Annotated in this window: 22 protein-coding genes and 1 tRNA gene; 8 read left to right on the top strand and 15 right to left on the bottom strand. The window is 58.4% G+C overall.

Going from position 1 to position 19573, the window contains the following annotated elements:
* The first annotated feature begins 22 nt into the window (after window positions 1–22).
* Both K5K89_RS15625 and K5K89_RS15620 read left to right on the top strand, forming a co-directional pair.
* Entirely contained in the window at window positions 23–370 is a 348-nt protein-coding gene (locus K5K89_RS15625) for a DUF2493 domain-containing protein (RefSeq protein ID WP_025999705.1), read from the top strand.
* An 18-nt stretch (window positions 371–388) separates the two neighbouring features.
* A complete protein-coding gene (locus K5K89_RS15620; RefSeq protein WP_222539730.1) occupies window positions 389–1210 on the top strand; it encodes a hypothetical protein in 822 nt (273 codons plus the stop codon).
* On the opposite strand, the gene K5K89_RS15615 is transcribed toward K5K89_RS15620, so the two are convergent.
* Complete coding sequence (locus tag K5K89_RS15615) at window positions 1207–1896, bottom strand: tellurite resistance TerB family protein (protein ID WP_222539729.1); 690 nt, start codon at window positions 1894–1896, stop codon at window positions 1207–1209. The genes K5K89_RS15620 and K5K89_RS15615 overlap by 4 nt on opposite strands.
* A 125-nt stretch (window positions 1897–2021) precedes the next feature.
* Between K5K89_RS15615 and K5K89_RS15610 the strand changes: the two genes are divergently transcribed.
* Window positions 2022–2549 carry a DinB family protein gene (locus tag K5K89_RS15610; protein ID WP_071488212.1) on the top strand — a complete coding sequence of 176 codons (528 nt, stop codon included), beginning with the start codon at window positions 2022–2024 and terminating at the stop codon, window positions 2547–2549.
* A gap of 20 nt (window positions 2550–2569) precedes the next feature.
* Here K5K89_RS15610 and K5K89_RS15605 read toward each other — a convergent pair whose 3' ends face one another.
* On the bottom strand, window positions 2570–2755 hold the full coding sequence (locus K5K89_RS15605; RefSeq protein ID WP_071488252.1) for a DUF2188 domain-containing protein: 186 nt from the start codon (window positions 2753–2755) through the stop codon (window positions 2570–2572).
* A 271-nt stretch (window positions 2756–3026) separates the two neighbouring features.
* Here K5K89_RS15605 and K5K89_RS15600 point away from each other — a divergent pair.
* The 3 genes from K5K89_RS15600 (at window position 3027) to K5K89_RS15590 (ending at window position 4367) form a co-directional block, all read left to right on the top strand.
* A tRNA-Leu gene (locus tag K5K89_RS15600) sits at window positions 3027–3113 on the top strand.
* 207 nt (window positions 3114–3320) lie between these two features.
* The gene (locus tag K5K89_RS15595) at window positions 3321–3659 is read left to right on the top strand and encodes a hypothetical protein (RefSeq protein ID WP_222539728.1); all 339 of its coding nucleotides are present in this window, start codon (window positions 3321–3323) and stop codon (window positions 3657–3659) included.
* Between the two features lie 27 nt (window positions 3660–3686).
* Window positions 3687–4367, top strand: a complete 681-nt coding sequence (locus tag K5K89_RS15590; RefSeq protein ID WP_222539727.1) for an SOS response-associated peptidase family protein — start codon at window positions 3687–3689, stop codon at window positions 4365–4367.
* Between the two features lie 153 nt (window positions 4368–4520).
* Here K5K89_RS15590 and K5K89_RS15585 read toward each other — a convergent pair whose 3' ends face one another.
* From K5K89_RS15585 to K5K89_RS15550, 8 genes are all read right to left on the bottom strand, one after another.
* Window positions 4521–5036 (bottom strand): lysis system i-spanin subunit Rz, encoded by a 516-nt coding sequence (locus K5K89_RS15585; protein WP_222539726.1) that lies wholly within the window; start codon window positions 5034–5036, stop codon window positions 4521–4523.
* Window positions 5033–5566: a glycoside hydrolase family 19 protein gene (locus K5K89_RS15580; RefSeq protein WP_222539725.1), complete on the bottom strand. Its 534-nt coding sequence runs from the start codon at window positions 5564–5566 to the stop codon at window positions 5033–5035. The genes K5K89_RS15585 and K5K89_RS15580 overlap by 4 nt, the downstream gene beginning before the upstream one ends.
* 59 nt (window positions 5567–5625) lie before the next feature.
* The gene (locus K5K89_RS15575) at window positions 5626–5835 is read right to left on the bottom strand and encodes a hypothetical protein (protein ID WP_222539724.1); all 210 of its coding nucleotides are present in this window, start codon (window positions 5833–5835) and stop codon (window positions 5626–5628) included.
* Entirely contained in the window at window positions 5828–6196 is a 369-nt protein-coding gene (locus K5K89_RS15570; RefSeq protein WP_222539723.1) for a hypothetical protein, read from the bottom strand. Before K5K89_RS15570 ends, K5K89_RS15575 begins: the two co-directional genes overlap by 8 nt.
* Window positions 6197–8380: 2184 nt before the next feature.
* The gene (locus K5K89_RS15565; RefSeq protein ID WP_222541717.1) at window positions 8381–11944 is read right to left on the bottom strand and encodes a host specificity protein J; all 3564 of its coding nucleotides are present in this window, start codon (window positions 11942–11944) and stop codon (window positions 8381–8383) included.
* Between the two features lie 58 nt (window positions 11945–12002).
* Entirely contained in the window at window positions 12003–12614 is a 612-nt protein-coding gene (locus K5K89_RS15560; protein ID WP_222539722.1) for a tail assembly protein, read from the bottom strand.
* A gap of 62 nt (window positions 12615–12676) precedes the next feature.
* A complete protein-coding gene (locus K5K89_RS15555) occupies window positions 12677–13027 on the bottom strand; it encodes a hypothetical protein (RefSeq protein ID WP_222539721.1) in 351 nt (116 codons plus the stop codon).
* A gap of 86 nt (window positions 13028–13113) precedes the next feature.
* Window positions 13114–13605 (bottom strand): hypothetical protein, encoded by a 492-nt coding sequence (locus tag K5K89_RS15550; RefSeq protein WP_222539720.1) that lies wholly within the window; start codon window positions 13603–13605, stop codon window positions 13114–13116.
* Between the two features lie 160 nt (window positions 13606–13765).
* Here K5K89_RS15550 and K5K89_RS15545 point away from each other — a divergent pair, with 160 nt between their 5' ends.
* Entirely contained in the window at window positions 13766–14068 is a 303-nt protein-coding gene (locus tag K5K89_RS15545) for a hypothetical protein (RefSeq protein WP_222539719.1), read from the top strand.
* 81 nt (window positions 14069–14149) lie between these two features.
* Window positions 14150–14404 carry a hypothetical protein gene (locus tag K5K89_RS15540; protein ID WP_222539718.1) on the top strand — a complete coding sequence of 85 codons (255 nt, stop codon included), beginning with the start codon at window positions 14150–14152 and terminating at the stop codon, window positions 14402–14404.
* Here K5K89_RS15540 and K5K89_RS15535 read toward each other — a convergent pair.
* From K5K89_RS15535 to K5K89_RS15515, 5 genes are read right to left on the bottom strand one after another with little or no spacing between them, the layout of a single operon-like run.
* Window positions 14397–14603, bottom strand: a complete 207-nt coding sequence (locus K5K89_RS15535; protein ID WP_222539717.1) for a hypothetical protein — start codon at window positions 14601–14603, stop codon at window positions 14397–14399. The two genes, K5K89_RS15540 and K5K89_RS15535, sit on opposite strands and share 8 nt — an antisense overlap.
* A gap of 24 nt (window positions 14604–14627) precedes the next feature.
* The gene (locus K5K89_RS15530) at window positions 14628–15392 is read right to left on the bottom strand and encodes a C40 family peptidase (protein ID WP_222539716.1); all 765 of its coding nucleotides are present in this window, start codon (window positions 15390–15392) and stop codon (window positions 14628–14630) included.
* A gap of 2 nt (window positions 15393–15394) precedes the next feature.
* Window positions 15395–16147 (bottom strand): phage minor tail protein L, encoded by a 753-nt coding sequence (locus K5K89_RS15525; protein WP_222539715.1) that lies wholly within the window; start codon window positions 16145–16147, stop codon window positions 15395–15397.
* Window positions 16148–16158: 11 nt separating this feature from the next.
* The gene (locus K5K89_RS15520) at window positions 16159–16497 is read right to left on the bottom strand and encodes a phage tail protein (protein WP_222539714.1); all 339 of its coding nucleotides are present in this window, start codon (window positions 16495–16497) and stop codon (window positions 16159–16161) included.
* Window positions 16497–19553 (bottom strand): phage tail tape measure protein, encoded by a 3057-nt coding sequence (locus K5K89_RS15515; protein WP_222539713.1) that lies wholly within the window; start codon window positions 19551–19553, stop codon window positions 16497–16499. The genes K5K89_RS15520 and K5K89_RS15515 overlap by 1 nt, the downstream gene beginning before the upstream one ends.
* Window positions 19554–19573: the final 20 nt, after the last annotated feature.

Here is a 19573-nt window from a genome sequence, read left to right as displayed (position 1 = left end):
GTGCACTACAAGGAAACACCCTATGCGCGTCTTGATCTGTGCAGGTCGTCATTACGCCGACACCAAAATGTCCCGCCAGGTGCTGGACGCTTACCACCGCCTGCGCCCGGTGCAGGTATTGATCCACGGCGGCAACCAGTTCCTTGGCAGTGACGTCGAGGAATGGGCGCGGGAACTGGGCATCGACGTAGTGCGCTACCCGCCCAACTGGCAACGCCACGGCAAACAGGCGGAACGCCAGCGCAACCATTTCATGCTGACCGACAGCCGCCCCGATGTGGTCATCGCCCTGCCCGGCGGGGACGACACCAGCGAGCTGGTGTGCCAGGCCAAGGCCAGCGGCATTTCGGTACTGACCGTAGAAAGCTGAATTCATGTGAGGTGCATCATGCACAAAAAACACACCCCAGCCCGCCAGGACGGGTTTGCCAAATACCGTGCGCGTCACTACCGCGGTGCACGCCACACGTTACTGCTGCTGCCACCGGCCAAACGCCGCGCATTGCAGCGCAATTTGATCTTTATCGGCCTGACACTGGGCATCCTGTTGACGATTGCCTTGCTGTCAAAAGCCAACGCAGCCGGCGGTTCCTATGTGGTCGACGACGGTGCGATCAACGCGCCGGGCGAATGCAACGTCGACGCCTGGTACACCGCTAACCGCCACGACGGCACTACGCATACAGAAACGCTGTCACCGGCCTGCACCTTCGCCGCGCTGCCGTCGGTGCAATGGGGCGCTGCCCTGTCGCGTGCAACCAGCACAGACAAGGGCGAAACCCAGGTGAACCCGCAGCTCAAGGCCCAGGTATGGTCGCGGGAGGATCTGGGCCTGGAGCTGGCCCTGTCCACCGGCGCGCATTTTGCCCTGGGTCGTCAACACGGGTTTGATGGCGCAGACTTCAATATCCCGTTGACCTGGCAACCGCTGACGCCCCTGCGGCTGAACCTGAATGCCGGCTGGTCCCATGCCTACAACGATGGTGACCAGCAGCACCGCCTGACCTGGGGCACCGGTTTCGAGTATCAGGTGGCACCGTTGTTGACGCTGATCGCCGAGCGCTACGGCCAGGAAGGCGGCGACCAGGCCTGGCAGGCCGGGCCCCGGCTGCACTTGGGCGAATTCGTCGACGTGGACCTGGTGGTCGGTCGCAGCCTGATCGGGGATCGGGCGCAGTGGTTGACCACCGGCGCCACACTGCGCTTCTAGGCCTTGGCTTGTTGTTCCAGGTGCAGTTGCAATTGCGGGTCGATTTGCAACTGCCCTGCCAGGTCGTCCAGGTAATTGCGTTCGGCGTCCTGCTGATCGTCCACCAGCATCACACTGGCCAGGTACACCTCGGCTGCCACCGCCGGGTCGCTGGCAAACTCGGCGAAATCCGTCGCATCCAGCGGCTTGGCCACTTCAGCGTCGAGCCATTGTTGCAGTTGCGGGTCGTCGGTATGCCGGCCCAATTCATTGGAAATCAACTGCTGCTCTTGCTCATCGATGCGCCCGTCTGCCTTGGCCGCCGCGATCAAGGCACGCAGTACCGCGTGGCTGTGGGCTTCGGCGGCGGGACCGGCGAGCTGGTCCACCGTCTGGAAGGCTAGCTGTGGCGCGTTGGCCTGCTGGCGTTGCCAGGCTTGATAGGCCTGGAATGCGGCCATGCCCAGGGACGCGAGTGCCGCGTAATTCATTCCCCCGGAACGCCCTTGGGCAGGACGAGCGCCCGTCGTACCGCCCAGCATGCCGCCAAGGCCGCCCAATAGATCACCCAGGCCGCCACCGGTGGAAGCGTTGCCGGTGCTGGTGCCTTTCAGTAAACCGCCCAGCAGCCCGCCGAGGCCGCCAGTGGAAGCACTGCCACCTTGCCCGGCGCGCAAGAGTTGTTCCAGTAAGTCGCTGGTGTTCATGGTGCTACCCTCCCAGAGCGCAGTGTTGGCGTCTGACAACCATAGCCCGGCCTTGCCGGAACACCATGACCGCCGGGCGGGCACGGCTTATCATCCCGTCACCGCGTCTTCGAGAAAACACCCACGTGAACCGGATTGAACACATCGCATTGATGGCGAACTACAACCAGTGGATGAACCGCAAGCTCTACGACGCGGCCAGTACGCTGTCGGACGCCGAGTTATTGATGGATCGCCAGGCGTTTTTCGGCTCGATCCTCGGCACGCTCAACCATGTGGCGCTGGGCGACACTGTGTGGCTCAAGCGGTTTGCCCGGCATCCAGCCGGCTACACAGCGCTGACGCCGCTGGAGGCGATTGCCGCACCGGTCGACCTGAGGCAGTTGGCATTTGCCGATATCCGCGAACTGGCCACCCACCGCGCCTGGCTGGACCAGCTGATCATCGACTGGGCCCACACCGTGCGCGAGCCCGACCTGGATCAGCGCCTGCACTACAGCAACATGCGCGGGGTGACAGCCGACAAACCCTTCTTCAGCCTGCTGGTGCATTTCTTCAACCACCAGACCCATCACCGGGGCCAGGCCACCACGCTGCTGTCCCAGGCGGGGCTGGATGTGGGCACTACGGATTTGCTGGCATTGATCGACTGAGTTCGGCAGCAAGCATCGATCTACCTGGCCATCGGCCTGCTACGGGCACGATACCCGGGCAGCGTGGCAGCATACGCCAGTGCCTGCTCACGGGAATTGAACGACGCCAACCGGTCCTTGGGCGTGCACACCCGCCAGGGTCCATAGTTTACCCGTACCACGTCGTACCCATTGATGTGCAGCTTGTTCAGCATTGGAGTGCTCATAATCACCTCGTCTGCCTGAGATGTTGCCAGCGTTGCAGGCTTTACCTTACACCCCGAATACCGCAATGGACGACCGCACGTCGTGTCGGATTTTGATGCCAGGGTCAACAGCGCGGGCCGACGACATCCTCCGGGCCGCTGCCGAAAACCTTTCTAGATCACTGATCTGGCAAGCTTTTTCGCCCACCCACGAATGCAATAAAGCCCCTCTGCGACCTTGCATCCAAGCGCCTGGATCTATATATTCCCAACCCTGCTACACCGCGCTACCGCCCGAATGGCGAAACTGGTAGACGCATGGGACTTAAAATCCCCCGCTCGTAAGGGCGTCCCGGTTCGATTCCGGGTTCGGGCACCAAATATATCAAGGGCTTGCGTAATTAACCTCATGCAGGCCCTTAGTGTTTCTGCTCCGCAATTTTAGACCTTGCACCGCAATTTTTCTCCCCACGGCGTCCTGCCGAATGATTACCAAACCCAAATCAGTTACAGCTCGTCGCCTCAAATCGCGCCACGCTTAAACCTCGATTACTGTACGAACATACAGTATTTGAGTTTACCCACCATGAACCTCGACGAAGACACCTGTGAGTGGCTCGGCCTCCCCTCGCCGCTGGAAATGTACCAACAGCATTGCCTGCTGCTGGAGAATGAAATCCAGGAGCTGAACTTGCTGCTGAGCAAAGCTCGCGCCGACATCTTCGGTTTGGTCTTGATGCTAGATGAGGCCCGGGCGAAGAAAGATGAGTTCGCCGGCTATCTCCGACAACGTGGTAGTGAAGCTGCGGCGATGAGGAAGCAAATTTCCGACCTCACCTCTTCCGCGATCGTGAGCAAGCGCGAGGCCGATAACCTCAGGCTGATCGTAAATGAATTGAGGTCTCGAACGACCACGATTGTCTAAGCTCACTAGTACACAGAGGGCATGACCATGTGCGGAAGACTTTCACAGTATCGGGGTATCCACGACTTCGTTGCAGCATTGAGCATGCCCAATGCCCTGGCAAACTCAGTGGGTGATCATCCCATTGAGCGCTATAACGTCGCCCCTTCCACCCAGGTCGCACTCCTCCATATCCAGGGTGACCTGCTGCACGCCGATTCCGTGCGCTGGGGATGGCGGCCACACTGGGCGAAAGACCGCGCCGCGCCGATCAATGCCCGCGTGGAGAAGGTAGCGCACGGGCCGTTCTTCCGGGCGATCTGGCCGTACCGGGCAATCACGCCCGTCGATAACTGGTTTGAATGGGTCGATGAGGGTGGGCCCAAGAAGCAGCCCTACCTGATCCGCCGCAGGGATGGCGCACCGGTGCTGTGTGCAGCAATCGGCCAACTACCCGATGCAGATGAAGGCCCGGGCGAACATGACGGCTTCGTAATCATCACCGCCGACAGCGCCGGCGGCATGGTGGACATCCACGACCGTCGACCCGTTGTGCTGACTCCGGACCTGGCCCGGGAATGGCTGGACCCAGCTACACCGAAGGAGCGCGCTGAGCAGATGGTGCTGCATCAGGGTGAGCCGGCCGAGGCCTTCGAATGGTTCAAGGTCGATACGGCCGTGGGTAACGTGCGGAACAACGGGCCAGAGCTGATTCGCCCCCTGCGTTAAGGTTCCGAGAAATACCACATCACAAACGCTACCGCCGCAACCCAGCCCAGAGTCAGCAGAAACGAAAGGCCAGCTAGCATCTTATCCATGACGCCCTTCAATAAACCGTATGCTCGCAATAGAAACCGACTCCGAGAGAGTAGTTCAGCGGTCTCAGGGCGCAACTGTCCGGACATACGACTGGCACGCACGTAGTGCGATCAGTCCTTGGTCACCGGCGTCGGTGATGGCGATAATTCGTTGAGCATGCGCTGGGTCAAGTTGGGCTCGACGGGCTGCATGAACCACGCCGGCGGCGCCGGGGGTGGAAGGCACGTTGCAGCCACTGGCTGGTTCCTCGGCAAGGAGGACTGACAGCCGGACATCAGCAGTAGCAAGACGGTCACGCAGGAGAGCCTGGTTGCGATGGGCATCGGATAATTCCTTGATGTGTTGTTGGTCCTGGGTGGCGAGCTGCTGCTCGGTGGCCAGGCGCTTGTCATGCTCGGTGCGGGCCTGGGCGGCGGCGGCATTGCTGATCGCGGCCAGGTCATCCTTGTGCAGGCCGGCCTGCTCGGCGAGCTTCTCTCCCATGCGCCAGTCCTGCAACTGCCAGGTCACGCCCGCGGCGCCGGCCATCAGCACCAGGATCATCGCCACCAGGCCGGCCAACTTCTGCACCGGCGTCATGCCAGCACCTTCAGCGCCTTGTCGTACAGCGCCTGGCGATCGTCTTGGCCGGTGAGCCCACCGTTGATGCGCCTGGTGATCTTCGCAAAGTCCTTTTGGTCTGCCAGGGTATTCAGCCCACGGGTTGACCAGAACCAGGCCGCCGACATCGCCGCGTTCTGTGGCAACTCGAGCAGCTCTGGGTTGTTGATCAGGTCCAGGCCCAGGGCTTCACCGCATGCGGCATAGTTCGCCCGCCCGGTGATCTGGATCAGCCCGCGCCCCCGGTACTTCGAGCCGTCACCCTTGACGGTGTTGCCCAGGTCGGCACGGCCTTCGTACGTAAGCTGCTGCGCCGTTGGCCCCCAGATCTCGCGCACATAGCGCAACTGGCCGGACTCATGTCCAACCTGAGCGATGAACGCAGCGGCGCGGGCTGTGCCAACGATCCCGTAACGGCTCATGGCCGTATTCAGGGCTGGAAAGAAAACGCCGGCATTGCTGCCGGCGTTCGGGAGGATCTGCAGCAGCTGCTGCTCGGTGATCGGCATACTTTTCTCCAGGCAAAAAAATACCCGCTCATTGGCGGGTTATCTTGTTCCTAAGCGTGTCAGATAGCGGGTCGAGCAAGCCTTGCAATAGTCGCCCTGGCATCAATACGTGCTGCCTTTACGTCTTCCGGTATTGGCGTGCCCTCCTCGACTAGGGCAAAAGTGTGCCGGTTGGTTTCTTTCAAGTAAGCACGCGCCCGGGCCAGATCAATCTGATCCGTAATATCCTGGGCGGATTTTACCGGCTCAAGCTGGCTCAAATCAACCATTTTCCGGCACCTCCGATAGTTCAATAACTGGTTGCTCAATTACGATTGGCGCACTGTCGGGGAATTTAACCGGACCACTACGCGCATCAATCACGATAGGCTCAATTGGGTTCATTACTTCCGGCGGACTGTCCCACTGAACAGGAAAGCGTAAGGTAAAGTGTAAAGTCTTACCAATTCGCTCCACATAGTCGCCAGAACCCCCGAGGAAGAACTTGTTACCAACTGCACTCCCTGGCAATCTGAAACCATCTGGAATACCTGACAGGTCAATAGATTCGCCATTGATGGTAATTACATCACCATCAATGGAAGCCTCAAGGGGCCAATCGGACAAAAAGGGGAATAGTTTAATTTTCATTTCCATCGACCTTTAACGTTTATTGTAGGTTGAAATGTTTGCGGTGTAGCACCATTCCTTATAACTATACCGATAGTCGACGGGTCCGACATGTATTCCGCGATTACCCCGTATGAGTCGTACGTCTGTTGAGGCTGAACCCGCGTAAGGGATGAAAAACAAAACCCAAGGGATCCATTAACCAGTGTAATCGGCAGGGCAATCGTAAGCACTCTAAGTTCACCCGCCGTTACTTGGGGTGTTAAAGGCGCAACTCCCCTAATTTCAACTTCACCATTAAGGTAACGGTTGACTAAATAGCCCCCAACCAAGGCGGATGACATTAAGCCGGGCGCTGAGCTGGTTGGATCAAGGTTTGAATTGTCGGCGTTATAGACAGGGGCCCATGTCCGCCATACTCCGTTTACATAATGTCGCTGATAGCTACCCCATGATGGATCAAGACCAACCCAGCGTTGAATCATATAACCGCCGTCCGACCAAACTATTGCGGATAGATACCCCTGGTTACGTCCGTCCGTACCTGCATAGGGACTTCCAGTCCAAGTGGCTGGTGTGGCGTAGACTGGTCCAGAGGGTATGGCCACGTTAGCGTTTGACCCTGGCAAGGCCGGGCTAAGGGATGCCCCAAACCCTAGCCACCCGACTGTGACCAATCTTCCAGGGTTCACATCCGTTTTGCTTGAAACTGGAACCAGATCGAGTTCAGCCTGCATGCCAGCCGTGTCCGTTCGCCCAAGTAGTGCCCGAGCCTTGGCTGAGATCACGGCAAGTGAAAGGGCTCCCGCCCCAGTGAAATATGGAAGCCTGTTAGCATCGCCAGCAAGCCCTGAAAATGCAGTCAGGTTGTCGCTCTTATCCTGCTTGCTAACCGGCATATCACCGAGAGCTTTCGTTGCGGCGCGCAATTGATCTGCGGAATCTTTGACATATCCCTGCACGGGCATGATGGCGTAAGCCGCTCCAGTTACAGTAGCCCCCTTGTAAGCCGGCAGAATCGAAATCACTGTAGCGCTTGCGATGTTGGAGACTTCATAATTCGAGCCGTCCGGCCCAATAAAGGAATCACCCACCCTGGAAGTTGCGGCGAAATCAACATTGACACCTGTTACGGTTGTGCTGCCGTTTTGGACAGAAACTGTCCCGGCCCTTTGCCATACCATATTTTTCTCCAGACGATAAAAGTTTGATAAATCAGTTTTGGAAATCGACCAAATTAATAGTCAAGATATAGGCTTAGCAAAGACAACAGGCACAAAGAAATTAGTACTAGGGGTAACACCAATAGCAAACATGAGTATGCGGTTGTTATTATACTCCCAAGTGCAATATAGCTTTGATGACCTCGACGAACCAGCAACATCCATACCAATGTTATTAATCAACATGTAGTCACCAGTATCCAATGGCGATACCGCCGTATAGTTACAACGGATTAGCCCTTGGCCGGTATTTGATGCCCCCAAGTAAGTCCAGCTAGATATGGTTCTTGTAAACTGAGCGCAAGGTGTATCGTTATCGAAAAGCAAATCCCCTGCCCCACTCCACAACCTTAGCCCGTAAGTTGCTGTGGGCAGTGACTTGAAGGCCGCACAAAAGTAGCTACCAGCGCCACCACTTATGAACGAGAACCCGGTCCAGTTGCCTGGCGTACCGCTTATCGTTGCGTACTGAAAAGTTGAAGACGCATCAGGCCGAACAAATACAAGCGGCGGCTCTTGGGTTGCGATCGCTGGAGAAAACGCGGCACCACTTGAGTATCTGCCAGTCTGAAGAACGACCAGCCTTGAGAACTCAGAATCAAGCGTCACCACATTGCTTGCATTGGTAAACTGGAACCCATAAGACATTACCTATACCTCATAACAAGCAGGCGCTGAGGGGCCAAGCCAATAACACCGCTTGATTGAGTTCTATTTCCAAACCAAACGACCACCCCACCCGGAACTACCTGAGGCTCATATTGCACTGCGCGATAGTCTTGGGCGTTTTGGTCTTGAGGGTATGCGCCAATAGGAATGCAAACGGCTGAATGTGTTTCAGGAGTAACGCCAGCGATTGTGATAGAGAGACTTCTACCACCGCTGGCTGATGACACAACTGCCGAATAGACGACCCTAACAGTGAATGAGTTCTCATCGATTTGCAGGTTGCCTGTAGCCCCCCATATACGCATGCCATGACTCATTCGGTTAGATCTCCAATCTGAACTCGCTTTACGTTGTTCACGTCCCAAAAACGAAGAGACCTATTGGTCATGATCGACCTGCCCTGACCAGGCACTACACCGTTAATCTCAAAGGTGCCGTCCTTATTGAGAATCCACCCCTGCTGACCCGCGATGTAGTTGGTCGAGCTGATGTATTCGCCGATCTTGGCGTTCGTAATGGTGCCGTCCTGGATGAAGGCTGACCGCATGAAAACCTGGCCGTTCAGCACCGTGAATGGCGAAGAAAGCACCCCATTGATGTTGTTCACCACGGCGAACCTGTCAGCGCTCACCAGAAACTGGCTCTGCAACTGACCATCAACGTTTTCGATGCCAAGCCCGATGCCTGCTGCGACGTATTGGCCGTTTTGGTTGAGCTGCATCTTCACAGACCACATCGTCGCCAACTTGCCGTCGGTCCCGGCCTGGGCCTGACTCACAGTCTGAATGTTGGCCGAGTTCTCGCCGACCTTCACACCGATCTGCTGGATGGCCTGCGCGGTCACCTGGCGGTCGGTGGCAACAACACTTTCCAGCGCAGTCACAGATCCACTGACATTGCCCACCTCGGCAGTCAGCTCTGTCGTGCGCTGCACCAGCGCCGAATTCTTCGAGGCTTGGGTCTTCACCTCCTGGGCAAAACTGGCTGAAGCGTTGTAACCCTGGAGTGCATCCGCCAGGTCACCCTCCCCCGTGTCATCCCGGTATGCAGAACGCAACGCCTGAAGGCTTGACGCCTGAGCCGTGACCACGCCGTCCAGCTCGGTGATATCGGCGGTGTTGGTAGATACCTGCTGGGCCAGGCCGTTGGCCGTTTCAACGGACTGTCCCACATCGGTCCAATAGGTAGTGTTCGGCGGCGGGGTGTTGATGGGAACAGCCTGGGCAGCCTGATAGATCCTCCCACCTTCGACGACCATCTGGCCTTTCAGGTATGTCTCATCCTCGTCGTAACCCTTCAGCCCGTCCAAGGCATCGATCTGGTCTTGCAGCCCTGGGATCTTGTCGATCTCGTCCAGGATGTCCTTGCCGAGCTCCGTTCGCCCAACCTGGCCGGCGATCAAGTCCAGCACGGGATCTGCGTCTGCGCTCGCCATCCCCATTACACCGTTTCCAACTGGATAGAACGGCCCGACGTTGCCGGTCCGGTCCACCAGGCGCGCCCAGAAGAACAGGGTTGCGCCAGCCAACAGCTGCTGCATGCGATAGTCCGACTGGGGATATGCCAGGTCGGCCAGCTTGGTTGCGGCGCCCAGGTCGTTCGCGGGGCCATACCACAGCTCGGTGCGCTGGGTGTCCTCCGCACCAGGTGGGAAACCCCACTTGATGCTGATCCCGAACAATTCGCTGGTGGTGGTCAGCGACGACACCGCCGGCGGCAGGCCGGTCTTGCCTTCAAGGTTGGTCAGGCTGGAGTTTTTCCAGATCGACGAGATTTCGAAGGCACTCACCGACCGAACACGTGCCACGTAGGCGCCCGAGTAAATACCGGTGACGTCAACGCTCGTCGAGCCCGTCCGCTGCACCTTGATCCAGTTGCCGCTGTCCTTGCGCCACTCCACGTCATAAGCGACCGCGCCGGCGACGGCAGGCCACGAGATGTTCATGGTGCTGATCGCGATGCCCTGGTTAACGGCGTAGCTCGATGTCAGGGAAACGCTCGCCGGTGCCGGCACCACGGTGATCGGCACGACGCTGATGGGCCTTTCTTCCAGGCGCGCCCCGGTGTCGATGTGAGCAAACTTGCTCGGATCGTACTGAACGGCCGAGATTTCGAACACGCCAGGCTCTGGCCGGGCCACGCTGAGCACGCGGTATAGCGGGATTGCCAAGTCATCGGCGTCCAACGCCCAAACGAGTTCGCGCTCTGGCGGCACAGAGTAGGCAACGGTCACGGTTAGCTGGCGGCCACTTACCAGTTGCACGGTGCGGCCCTCGCACTTGCCGTCGGGCAGGTTGAGGATAAGCCGGTCGCCGGGCTTGGCCTGGGTGTCGCGGTCCAGGGTGATGACCTTGCCGTTCACTGCCGAGATGCGCCCACCCACCGGACGGCCGGCGAGAAGTTCGTCGGCGATCGGAATCACGTAGCCAGGGAGCGGGATGCGCCCATCGAGGCCGACCTTGAAAGTGACGGCACGGTCTTTGGAGTTGGTGAGCAACGCCCACTTGCCTCGGCGCTGGGCCTCGGACTCGCGGGTACAGCCGATGGCACTTATCTCCAGGGGGTTATCGCCGTAGCGCCGCTGGAGCTTTGCATCGGTCACAGCAGTGACGTCGGTGTCGTAGTTGTTCAGTGGATTGTCGTAGCTGATCAGCGCACGGGTGTAGCGGGTACGCTCCGACGCACTGGAATAGGTGAACTTTCCGTCGATGACGTTCGCCCGGGTGTATGCAAAGTCGAAGTCGGTTGCGCGCGGCATATCTGCCAGGGTGAACACCTGGCCCTGAGCCCAGTAGGTCATGCCTCGGTATATGGTCGAGATGTCGCGCAATAGCGACCAGGCGTCAGCCTTGCTCTGCAGGTTCAAGTTGCAGATGAAGCGCGGCTCCTGGCCGCCCTTCCCGTTCGGCACCAACTGGTCGCAATACTGCGAGATGCGGTACAGCTCCCACTTGTCCACCATCCATGGCTTGATGCGGCGGCCCAGGCCGAAGCGATCTGCGGTGGTGATGTCGTAGGTCATCCAAACCGCATTATCGGTCCAAGCCTGTTTGAATGTGCCGTCCCAAACGCCGGAATAAGTACGCGATACCGGGTCATAGTTGCTCGGTACCTGCATCTTCTTCAGTTTTGTCTCCACCGTGACGGCCGGAATGCTGCGGAACTGCTCGGCGGAGAATTCGATGTAGAGCAGCGCAGTATTTGGGTAGCGGATCTTCGCGTCGATCACCTCGGTGAAGCCGGCGATCTGCATGGTGTCGGAGATTTTGTTGTTGTTCTGGTTGATGGTGAGGCGTGTGATACGCATCAGCCAGCCGGTGGTGGCCTTGGGCAGATCAATACGGCGCGTGCGCTCGTACAGGCTGGTGGTCTTGCCGTCGACAGCCTCGCTCAGAACCTGATGATAGGCGCCGCCGTCGGTGGCGAGCTCAACCTTGTATTCGATCCGGTAGCCATTGACGTTGCCGCCAGAGTCCACGGACTGAAGCGCAGGCCACGCAAAACGGACGCGAACAGCGGAAAGCTGGGTATTGCTGATGGCTCGCACCCACGGCGTCCCGCTGCGCAGCTCGGTACTGATCGTGGTCTCGTTCTCGATCGATGGGATGCCTTGGATATAGCTCTGGTCCACGGCCCCGGTGCGCCACTCCCACTTCACGTTCGGGAAATTCATGTTGCCCTGGGGGTCTTGCAGTGGGGTGTTGTCGAGGTAGATGTCCTTCGCGGTAGGCGTTCCTTCGAACTCACCTTCCCCTACAGCGATCAGCATCTTGGCGATAGCGACAGAGCGCAGGCTGTCCGGCGCCTCGGTTGGGGTTTTTGGCTTCTCGGAGCCGCCCTTGGCACCGTAGATGTCGAGCTTCTGTGCTGCGCCCATGCGTTTCTCCAGGCAATAAAAAACCGGCTCATGGCCGGCTGTGGTGGTGCGGATTTCGCTACATCTGATCTTCTGCATAGATAGCGGCGCTGATGATCGCTCCGCCTACCCGGCGTTTGCCGTAACAAAGCGGAACCGGATTGCCAGACGCCGTTGTGTTCTTGGCGCTGCCGAAGGCGTAACCGGGTGTGTTTTCGGGCGCGGCGCTGGTCTTAAGGCCGCCGGCCTGTGGGCTGAGCATTTGAATCACACCACCCAGCACCATCGACCCGCCCATCATGATCAGGGCCGAGCCAAAAGGCGCACCTGCACCAAAGGTGCCGCCGGTGATGACGAGGCCGACGACGATCAATACTGCGCCGATAATGGTCTGCAGTGCCCCGCCTCGCTTGCTGCCGGTGATGACTGGAGCGATGCGGATGTCACCCTCCCCCGTGAATCCAAGTTCCTTTTCTGCCAGATTCGTCTTGCCGCGAAAAACGGCGAACTCGATCCCTTTGGATTTTGCGTTGGATAGGAAGCGCTCAAAGCCTGGAATTTGAACGCAAAGAGCTTTCACCGCCTCGGCGGGAGACCTCACAGCCATTCGGAATGAGCGCCCAAACTGCCGAAGCTGGCCGTAAAGCAGGATCGTGGTCATGGGCTGATAATTAATGGCCAGTGCCGCCATGTGCTTTTCTCCGGACAGTAAAAAGGCCCGCCGAAGCGAGCCTTGTTTGAAAGTGGTTACTGCTACAGGCAGCCCTGCAGCGCGCCCAGTCTTTTGTTGGCAATCCAGTTGCCAACCACTACGTAGTACTTTGCCTCAGATCCGGTGCCCTTTGGCTGTATATCAACAAAGTACTGCGAGCCCTCAGTGAATACCGTGTATCCGGTGTCGCGGCCAGGCTGAAGCGTTGCGCCAGGCGTACCGCCGAAGATCGACTGGTTCTGCCATTCGTACTGGACGCATTTGGCGAGCGCGGCATCTGTCTTCTTGGAGGTCAACACCTTGTAAGGTCCGCTTTGGCGTGCCTCATTCATCGTAGGCGCCATACACCCCGCCAGCATCGCCACCGCTGCCGCTGCTATCAAAATACGCATGTCGTTCCCTCTTTGGTTTGGCGGGACTGTAGCACTCAGGGGGAGATGCAAAAAGCCCAGCACGGGGCTGGGCTTGGGCATCATGCTTAGCGAAGGGCAGACTTTGAACGGATTGTTATTTCGACTTGCTCAGCATCGACACTAAATCGTCTAGCGACTGACTTCGAGGCTTCTTCAATATCGAAGCTTGGCAAAACATCCGCAGGCCTTTGTTTAGCGCCTTGAGACAAGCCCTCTTGAATCGGGGTCAACTGATACCCAGTCAACCAATGAATTTGGCTAAATGGAGTTGAGAGCCGCGAGGATAGCCCTTCGACGTTGTCCGAAAGTAGAGAAAAACTCGCCGATCTCTTGCAATCATCACCGACTTCAAAGCTCCATCGATCAATCTCGCCAATCGACTTCATCCTTCCATCTACAACAAAGGCAACGTATCGGCACCGCCTCAACGCTTCAAGCGACGACTTGTAGCTATCAGGTATATCGAAGCTCCACGGCACCAAAACATTCTGATACTCGGCACCATTTAAATGCACTACGACACCAACCCGTTCCTTCTCTTCCGTGGTAATACTCACAACTGGACTCCTTTTCATTGGCCAAGTGCCATCATCCCCCGTAAACAATTTGAATTCCACCCTGTCCAAGCATCCAGCGTGGATGGAATGCCAGTAACGCCCAAACCGCACACGATAGTAGCCTCTGGCCTTTATGAAATGGACTTTCAGAGGACCGAGCATGAACGACCCCCAGCAAGCTCTAGAAAAAATCGACGAGCTGATTCGCGCAGCACGCGCCACGGATGATCTCTTCTCGCGTGCAGCAGCTTTCTCCGCAGTATCGATATTGATACTGCGACTGGACGATTATTTTGAAGAGAAAGCCTCCTACGCAGGAGAGAACCTAGAGCGACTTCGGTTCCATTCGGCGGCGATGCTGGGATACGACATCACGAACGGCCACGGAATTGAGGAGCACCATGTTTGGGCGCTGAGCGCTATCTCGGCGCTGAATCATGTACTCCATAAGCTCAAAGCATAAAGGATTTCCCCAGTCCTTCGCCTGCAAGCCCAAGGACTGGGATTGCGCCAATATCGGCGCATTTATGACCTGGAGGTCAATGTGAACGAAGGACAAACCATCTTCCCCTACATCATCGTCACCTCGAAAGAAGACTACATCCCCGTAGCGACCAAATTCGCATACAAAGATGTTGAGGTGGGGTGCGGTGTCATTACGTTTCTTTCAGAGTCGAGCTTTCAAACCATTTCGGACGAGCTTAAGGCCGTAGGCCCAGGGTATGCCTTAATACTAGCCGACAACCTTAACTACTTTGGTGACGGTAGTTTCTCCAGGACGTTCCACCACATCAACTGATCTTGAGGCAGCCGCCGGTAAAAAGAAGCCTGCCACCAACAACTTCGATTTTACCGCCTTCGGAGAGCTTGTACGGGCCGCTGAGCAAATACTCGGCGCGCCCATCTTGAACATCAACCTCTACCGGCTCGCGGTTTGGCTTGCTCCCCAGCATTGATCGCCAAGCGATTACCGGGCTGAACTGATCATTCTTCTGCATACACTCTCCTGCGGCCATGCCGCGTCATGTTGGTTGTCTTGCGTCTTTGTGCCTGAGGATCAGGCGTGTCCGGTCATTCCAAGGGCCGCCGTAGACGATTATCTCGGACGGCCTACCGTACAGGTGGTGTAGGAGGAACGGTCCGGGGCCGAAAGTGCCCGACTCTTCACCAGGTAACGACGGATCGGTACTCAGGTAAATCCCAGCGTGGTTAGGGTGAACTGTCCGCCCCACATGCATAATGATCAAATCGCCGCGCTGCGGCCGGTCGACGCGCACGAAGCCCGCAGCCTCGTAGTTCGCCTCGTACAAGCTGGCGTTCTTCGCACTCTCCCACCAGCCGTCGGTGCGCTGGAAGGCTTCGAATTCCAGGCCCCACTCGCGGGCATACCAATCGGCGCACACCTGCCAACAGTCCCAGGCGCCGTGCACAAACGGGCGCTTGAGCAGCGGCGTGCTGCCTGTTGGCGTGATCGTCCGCAGGTCGCCTTCGGGCCAACTCAGGATGTGCCAGGGCAAAGTCGTGGCCTCGCACATGGCCAGGTCATGCGGTGACGGTCTGCTGGTGGCGTCCGGGTGCGAGTGAACGATGCCGATCACCTCGCCCAAGTCTTCCGCAGCAGCGTAGTTCTCAGGATCCAGCCGGAACTCTTCGCTCGGTTCCGTGGCGATGTTCCGGCACGGGTAGTACTTCTGCGCCCGGCCAACGGCCAGCAGCAGGCCGCAACACTCACGGGGGTATTCCTCTGCAGCGTGCGCCTGGATCGCCGCGATGATGTGCTTGCGCATGGTCAGCTCCGGGCAATCAGGGAAACGGCGGGGAATCCGCCGAAGGACAGTTCGTTGTTCTCGCCGAAGCGCAGTTTGCAGGACGACAGGCACCCTTTGCACTGATCCAGAGCCGGGTCATCCGTGGGGCTGTCCTCGTCGTCGAACATGGCCGCACCGGTGTAGCCGCAGTCCGGCCCCCGGTAACCATTGGTCATGGCCCAGTGGCAGAACGTTGTCATCTGCCGGCCGGGCAAACCGTGGTTATCGATCTCGCCCGGGGAGGACAGCTCCCAGACCACCGCCTCGCCGTCCTCGCTTGTTTTCTGGTCGATGTACCAGATCTCCAGCGCCTCCTGGGTTGGGTCGGCAGTCGGGTTGCCTTCGGGGAAGTTCGCCGCGTCCAGATACTGGGCCAGCGTCTCGCGAACCGTCAGCTTGAACTTGAGCATGTCCTCGAAGGCAAGGCACAGGGCTGTGACACGCCCGTTGACGTTGCCGGCGGCGAAAGTCGGCCGAGAGGCGGTACCGTCGCTGCTCGAAGAAATACCTTCAATCTGCACCGGCCAGGCCGCGTACTCTTGGCCCTGCCAGATAATCGACTTGGCGGGCAGATCCTCTTCGGAGCCCTCGTACGCGAGCAATTCCTCTGGCGTGTGCGGGATGGCGTGCCCGTGGAAGCGCAGGTAATCGGCGCCGTATTCCGTCCCGTCAATTTCAAACAGGCGAATCTCTCCGCCGGGCTCCAGTTTCTGGATGTCCGTGATCAGTGCCATGGGCGGTTATCTCAGGGATGAAAGGTTTGCTGGAAAGTCGCGTTGATGGCGTAGACCTGGCCGCCACGGTGCACAGGCTTGTAGCCGTTGCACTTGTAGAGGCCAAGCTCGCCGAGGGGCGGCTCCCAGAGGAAACCCTTTGCTCCCTTGTGTCGGTCGAGGAAGGCCATGATGTCCTTGATGCGGCCCTTTATGCCCGTGAAGGTCACGGGCCAGGATTGCGACCGGTTGTTGAGGCCATCCTCGACCGACTGCTCGTAACCATCGCCAAACTGCTTGGAGCGGACACGCTGGGCGATATCTCCCTCCGCGCCCTTCTCTGTCGCCCAGGTGAATCGTTCGATAGCCATCATCGCCCCTTGATTGCGTTGTTGATCACGCCACCCTGGCGCATGTCCTTGTTCCGCAGCTCCTGATACTTCTGCTCAACGAACGTCGCCAGCTCCTTGCCGAAGAGGTCATAGCCAGGCGCGTCAGCGGTTGACGATGCGTTTCCGTCGCCGTCGATATGTACCTCGACATTGATCTGCGTTCCGCCAGACCCGCTGCCGCCCATGGCCATGACGCCGAGCTTGCCGCTCGACGTCCGGGTCAGGGGCATAATTGCCTCCTCCCCGGCCTCACCCATAACGCCGGTCTTGCCGTTGGCCATGCCAAACGCCGTGGGTTTGCTGACGATTGAGTTCGTGAATGCACCGCCATCGGCGAACAGCTGCACACCGCCCGACCATGCGCCGCCGTTGGCTTGTGGGAAGTAGGTGTTGGAGTAACCAGCCGCCGAGGCGCCGAGATTCGACGACGCTGCGCCAGCGGAACCTGCAGCGAGACCATTACCTCCGCCGGCCGCACTGCCACCGAAGTAACTTGCTGCCGCCCCCACCAAACTACCCAGCAGCGCCGAACTGGCCTGGCGTGTGGCAATGCGCGCCATGTCCGCAAGGATGGACTTGGTGAAGTCGGCAAACGATGCCTTGCCCGAAATGGCGAAGTTGACCAGTGAGTCCTCCATGGAACTGAAGGCATTGCCGAACAGGCTTTTGGTTTGCCCGGCGATGTTGCGCGCCGAATCCAGGTAGTTATCCCAGGCTGCCGTTGCGCCCTTCGTCCAATCGCCCTGGGCATTCTCCACATCCGCATAGTTCTGCCGGATCTGGTCGGTGGCGGCCTTGTTCGCATCGGCAAGCGCCTGCGACTTCCGCTTGAACTCTTCCTCCGACATGTTGCGCGAAGGATCGGACTTCTGGTTGGCAAGCTCCAGCGACTGCTGAGCAAACCGGTCCTGCTGGCTGTTCAGCTCGCCGCTGAGCGCGTTCTGGCGATCGCCTTGCCCTACGCCGAGCACTGCGCGCTGACCTGCAAGCTCCAAGGCCCTCTGTTGCTGCCCCAGCGCCTGCACGTACGTGCTGATCGCCCGCTCCTGCTTTGCCAAGCGCCCGGTTTCGTTGGTTGCGAGCACTTCAAGCTGGCTGTCCGCGTCCTTCTGCGCCTTGACCATCCCGGCGCGCGCGTCGGCGATCTTTTGGTCCAGCTGGATGCTTTGCGCAGCCGACGTGGACTTCTTGCCCTTGGCGGCCTCAAGCGCCGCAATCTCTGCTTCGTAGGCTGCCGTTGTCTGGTCGAGCTGATTCCCGATCAGCGCCTGGCGCCGCAGCAGATAGTCTTCCTCGGACAGCAGGCCGGCCTTTTGAGCTGCTTCCAGTTCCTTCTGGTAATTTTTGTAGGTGTCGGTGATCGCTGCAAGGTTGTTCTTGGCATCATTGAAGCTCGTCAGGTCAACCTGGGTGCCGGCTGTTTTGGGATCCTTGAACTTCTCATTGATGTTGGCAATGTTCTTGTCGATCGCCGCCTGATTGAGCCGGGAATCTTTCGGGTCGATCTTGCGGATATCCTCCAGCCATTTCTTGTACTCCTTTACCGCCTCGACGCGCTTTTGCTCGTTCGTCCATGAAGACTTTGTGAGTGCATCGATCTTACCCATGGACGACACTGCATTGCCCTGAGCCTTCGCTTGTTCGCCCTCCCACTTGGCAATATCGGCCTGAGCTGCCTTTTCGTCCTCCAGCATATTCAGGCGGTTTTGCCTGAACTCGATCATCTCTTTTTTATTTTGGAACAGCCCAATGTTGCCTTTCTGTGCATCAGCCAGATCGCGGCGAGCTTGCTCAATATCTGCGTCAATATCAGGACGACCAATGTTCTTTATTCCGTCAGCGGCGCGCGCTACAGTGTTGTAAGCCCTTTCCCATAGGCTTAGATTCGCCAATATCTTCGGCGTGCGCTCATTGATCGCGTCAGCGTAGGACTCGGTCGCCAGCTTCACGGCTCCCGCGTGGTCGCCCTGCTCTTCCAGCGCGGCGATCTGCGAGTAAACCGAGGCAGTCAGGTAGTGATACTGCTCGTTGAGCGCAGCGGATGCCTTTACCGGGTCATCGGCCAGCTTCACGAACTCGGCAACCGTCTCGCTTACTGCCTTGCCTGTGGCTTCCTGCATCGATACGGCGGCATGGGTGATGCCTTCGAAGCTTTCGCCAGCGATCTTGCCATTATCTGCGAGCATGGCCAGAACTGCCGCAGCCTGGCCGGTGGTGCCCACGGTAGCGCTGACCTGCCGCGCCATATCGCCCAACTGGCCCGCACTCACGCCGGCGTAGTTGCCAGTAAGGATCAGCGACTTGTTGTAGCTGTCCTGCTCTTCGCTGCCTTTGTGGTAGGCGTAGGCCAGGCCGCCCACAGCGGCGGTAGCCAGGGCCAGCGGCGCCAGAATTGCGAGAAGTCCAGCAGCGCCGGCACTAGCACCTGCGCCCAGCTGAGCCACAGCGCGAACACCACTCCCCCAGTCACCCGACGACAGCGCATTACCCAACTGCACCACGTTTTCCTGAGCTTGGCGGGTGCCGAGCCGCAGCTTGTCGAAACCGGTGGTGGTCTTTTCGAGCTTGGCGTAATCCTTATCGATCTTGCTCAGGGCAGTGTTGTACTGATCCTGGCTGATGCGCCCCTCATCCAGGTGCTTGCCAAGCTGTTCGACCTGCGTGTCCAGCTTTGCCAGTGCTGCGCGAGCCGGGTCGATGGCACCCAGAAGGCTGTTCAAGGCCTTCTGTTCATCCATCGCAGACTTGGCCAGGGCGATCTGCTGCTTGTCCAACTGAGCTGAGATCTTAGCCGCCTCAGCCTCACCATAGGCGCCGGTCTTGGTCAACTTTGCGAGAGCGTCACGCTGCTTCGCCAGGTCCTGAGTGGTTTTGGCGCTGCTGGAAAGCGATTTCTCCAGGGCCTGCATTTCGTTCATCAGCGAAACGGCGGACTGCTCGGCCCGGCCGCCGGCCTTCGCCATATCATCCAGGCTCGTTTTTGCCTGGATTGCATCTGCCGAGTCGATCTTGACGCCGAGTTCTGCAATGTTCATCGACTCACCTTGAATAAGTG

Source organism: Pseudomonas sp. DR208, assembly GCF_019823005.1.
In the GTDB taxonomy this organism is placed as follows: Bacteria; Pseudomonadota; Gammaproteobacteria; order Pseudomonadales; family Pseudomonadaceae; genus Aquipseudomonas; species Aquipseudomonas extremorientalis.
The sequence above is the reverse complement of the archived record's forward strand: the minus strand, read 5'-3'. Positions and strand labels throughout refer to the sequence as shown.

What these genes read in the sequence shown, in the direction of transcription:
- K5K89_RS15570 (WP_222539723.1), bottom strand. Translation starts at nt 6,196, where the DNA reads ATGAAAATTAAACTATTCCCCTTTTTGTCCGATTGGCCCCTTGAGGCT.
- K5K89_RS15615 (WP_222539729.1), bottom strand. Translation starts at nt 1,896, where the DNA reads ATGAACACCAGCGACTTACTGGAACAACTCTTGCGCGCCGGGCAAGGT.
- K5K89_RS15525 (WP_222539715.1), bottom strand. Translation starts at nt 16,147, where the DNA reads ATGGCACTGATCACGGACATCCAGAAACTGGAGCCCGGCGGAGAGATT.
- K5K89_RS15560 (WP_222539722.1), bottom strand. Translation starts at nt 12,614, where the DNA reads ATGGCGGCACTGGCCATTAATTATCAGCCCATGACCACGATCCTGCTT.
- K5K89_RS15595 (WP_222539728.1), top strand. Translation starts at nt 3,321, where the DNA reads ATGAACCTCGACGAAGACACCTGTGAGTGGCTCGGCCTCCCCTCGCCG.
- K5K89_RS15585 (WP_222539726.1), bottom strand. Translation starts at nt 5,036, where the DNA reads ATGACGCCGGTGCAGAAGTTGGCCGGCCTGGTGGCGATGATCCTGGTG.
- K5K89_RS15520 (WP_222539714.1), bottom strand. Translation starts at nt 16,497, where the DNA reads ATGGCTATCGAACGATTCACCTGGGCGACAGAGAAGGGCGCGGAGGGA.
- K5K89_RS15545 (WP_222539719.1), top strand. Translation starts at nt 13,766, where the DNA reads ATGAACGACCCCCAGCAAGCTCTAGAAAAAATCGACGAGCTGATTCGC.
- K5K89_RS15535 (WP_222539717.1), bottom strand. Translation starts at nt 14,603, where the DNA reads ATGCAGAAGAATGATCAGTTCAGCCCGGTAATCGCTTGGCGATCAATG.
- K5K89_RS15620 (WP_222539730.1), top strand. Translation starts at nt 389, where the DNA reads ATGCACAAAAAACACACCCCAGCCCGCCAGGACGGGTTTGCCAAATAC.
- K5K89_RS15515 (WP_222539713.1), bottom strand. Translation starts at nt 19,553, where the DNA reads ATGAACATTGCAGAACTCGGCGTCAAGATCGACTCGGCAGATGCAATC.
- K5K89_RS15580 (WP_222539725.1), bottom strand. Translation starts at nt 5,566, where the DNA reads ATGCCGATCACCGAGCAGCAGCTGCTGCAGATCCTCCCGAACGCCGGC.
- K5K89_RS15625 (WP_025999705.1), top strand. Translation starts at nt 23, where the DNA reads ATGCGCGTCTTGATCTGTGCAGGTCGTCATTACGCCGACACCAAAATG.
- K5K89_RS15605 (WP_071488252.1), bottom strand. Translation starts at nt 2,755, where the DNA reads ATGAGCACTCCAATGCTGAACAAGCTGCACATCAATGGGTACGACGTG.
- K5K89_RS15590 (WP_222539727.1), top strand. Translation starts at nt 3,687, where the DNA reads ATGTGCGGAAGACTTTCACAGTATCGGGGTATCCACGACTTCGTTGCA.
- K5K89_RS15575 (WP_222539724.1), bottom strand. Translation starts at nt 5,835, where the DNA reads ATGGTTGATTTGAGCCAGCTTGAGCCGGTAAAATCCGCCCAGGATATT.
- K5K89_RS15530 (WP_222539716.1), bottom strand. Translation starts at nt 15,392, where the DNA reads ATGCGCAAGCACATCATCGCGGCGATCCAGGCGCACGCTGCAGAGGAA.
- K5K89_RS15555 (WP_222539721.1), bottom strand. Translation starts at nt 13,027, where the DNA reads ATGCGTATTTTGATAGCAGCGGCAGCGGTGGCGATGCTGGCGGGGTGT.
- K5K89_RS15565 (WP_222541717.1), bottom strand. Translation starts at nt 11,944, where the DNA reads ATGGGCGCAGCACAGAAGCTCGACATCTACGGTGCCAAGGGCGGCTCC.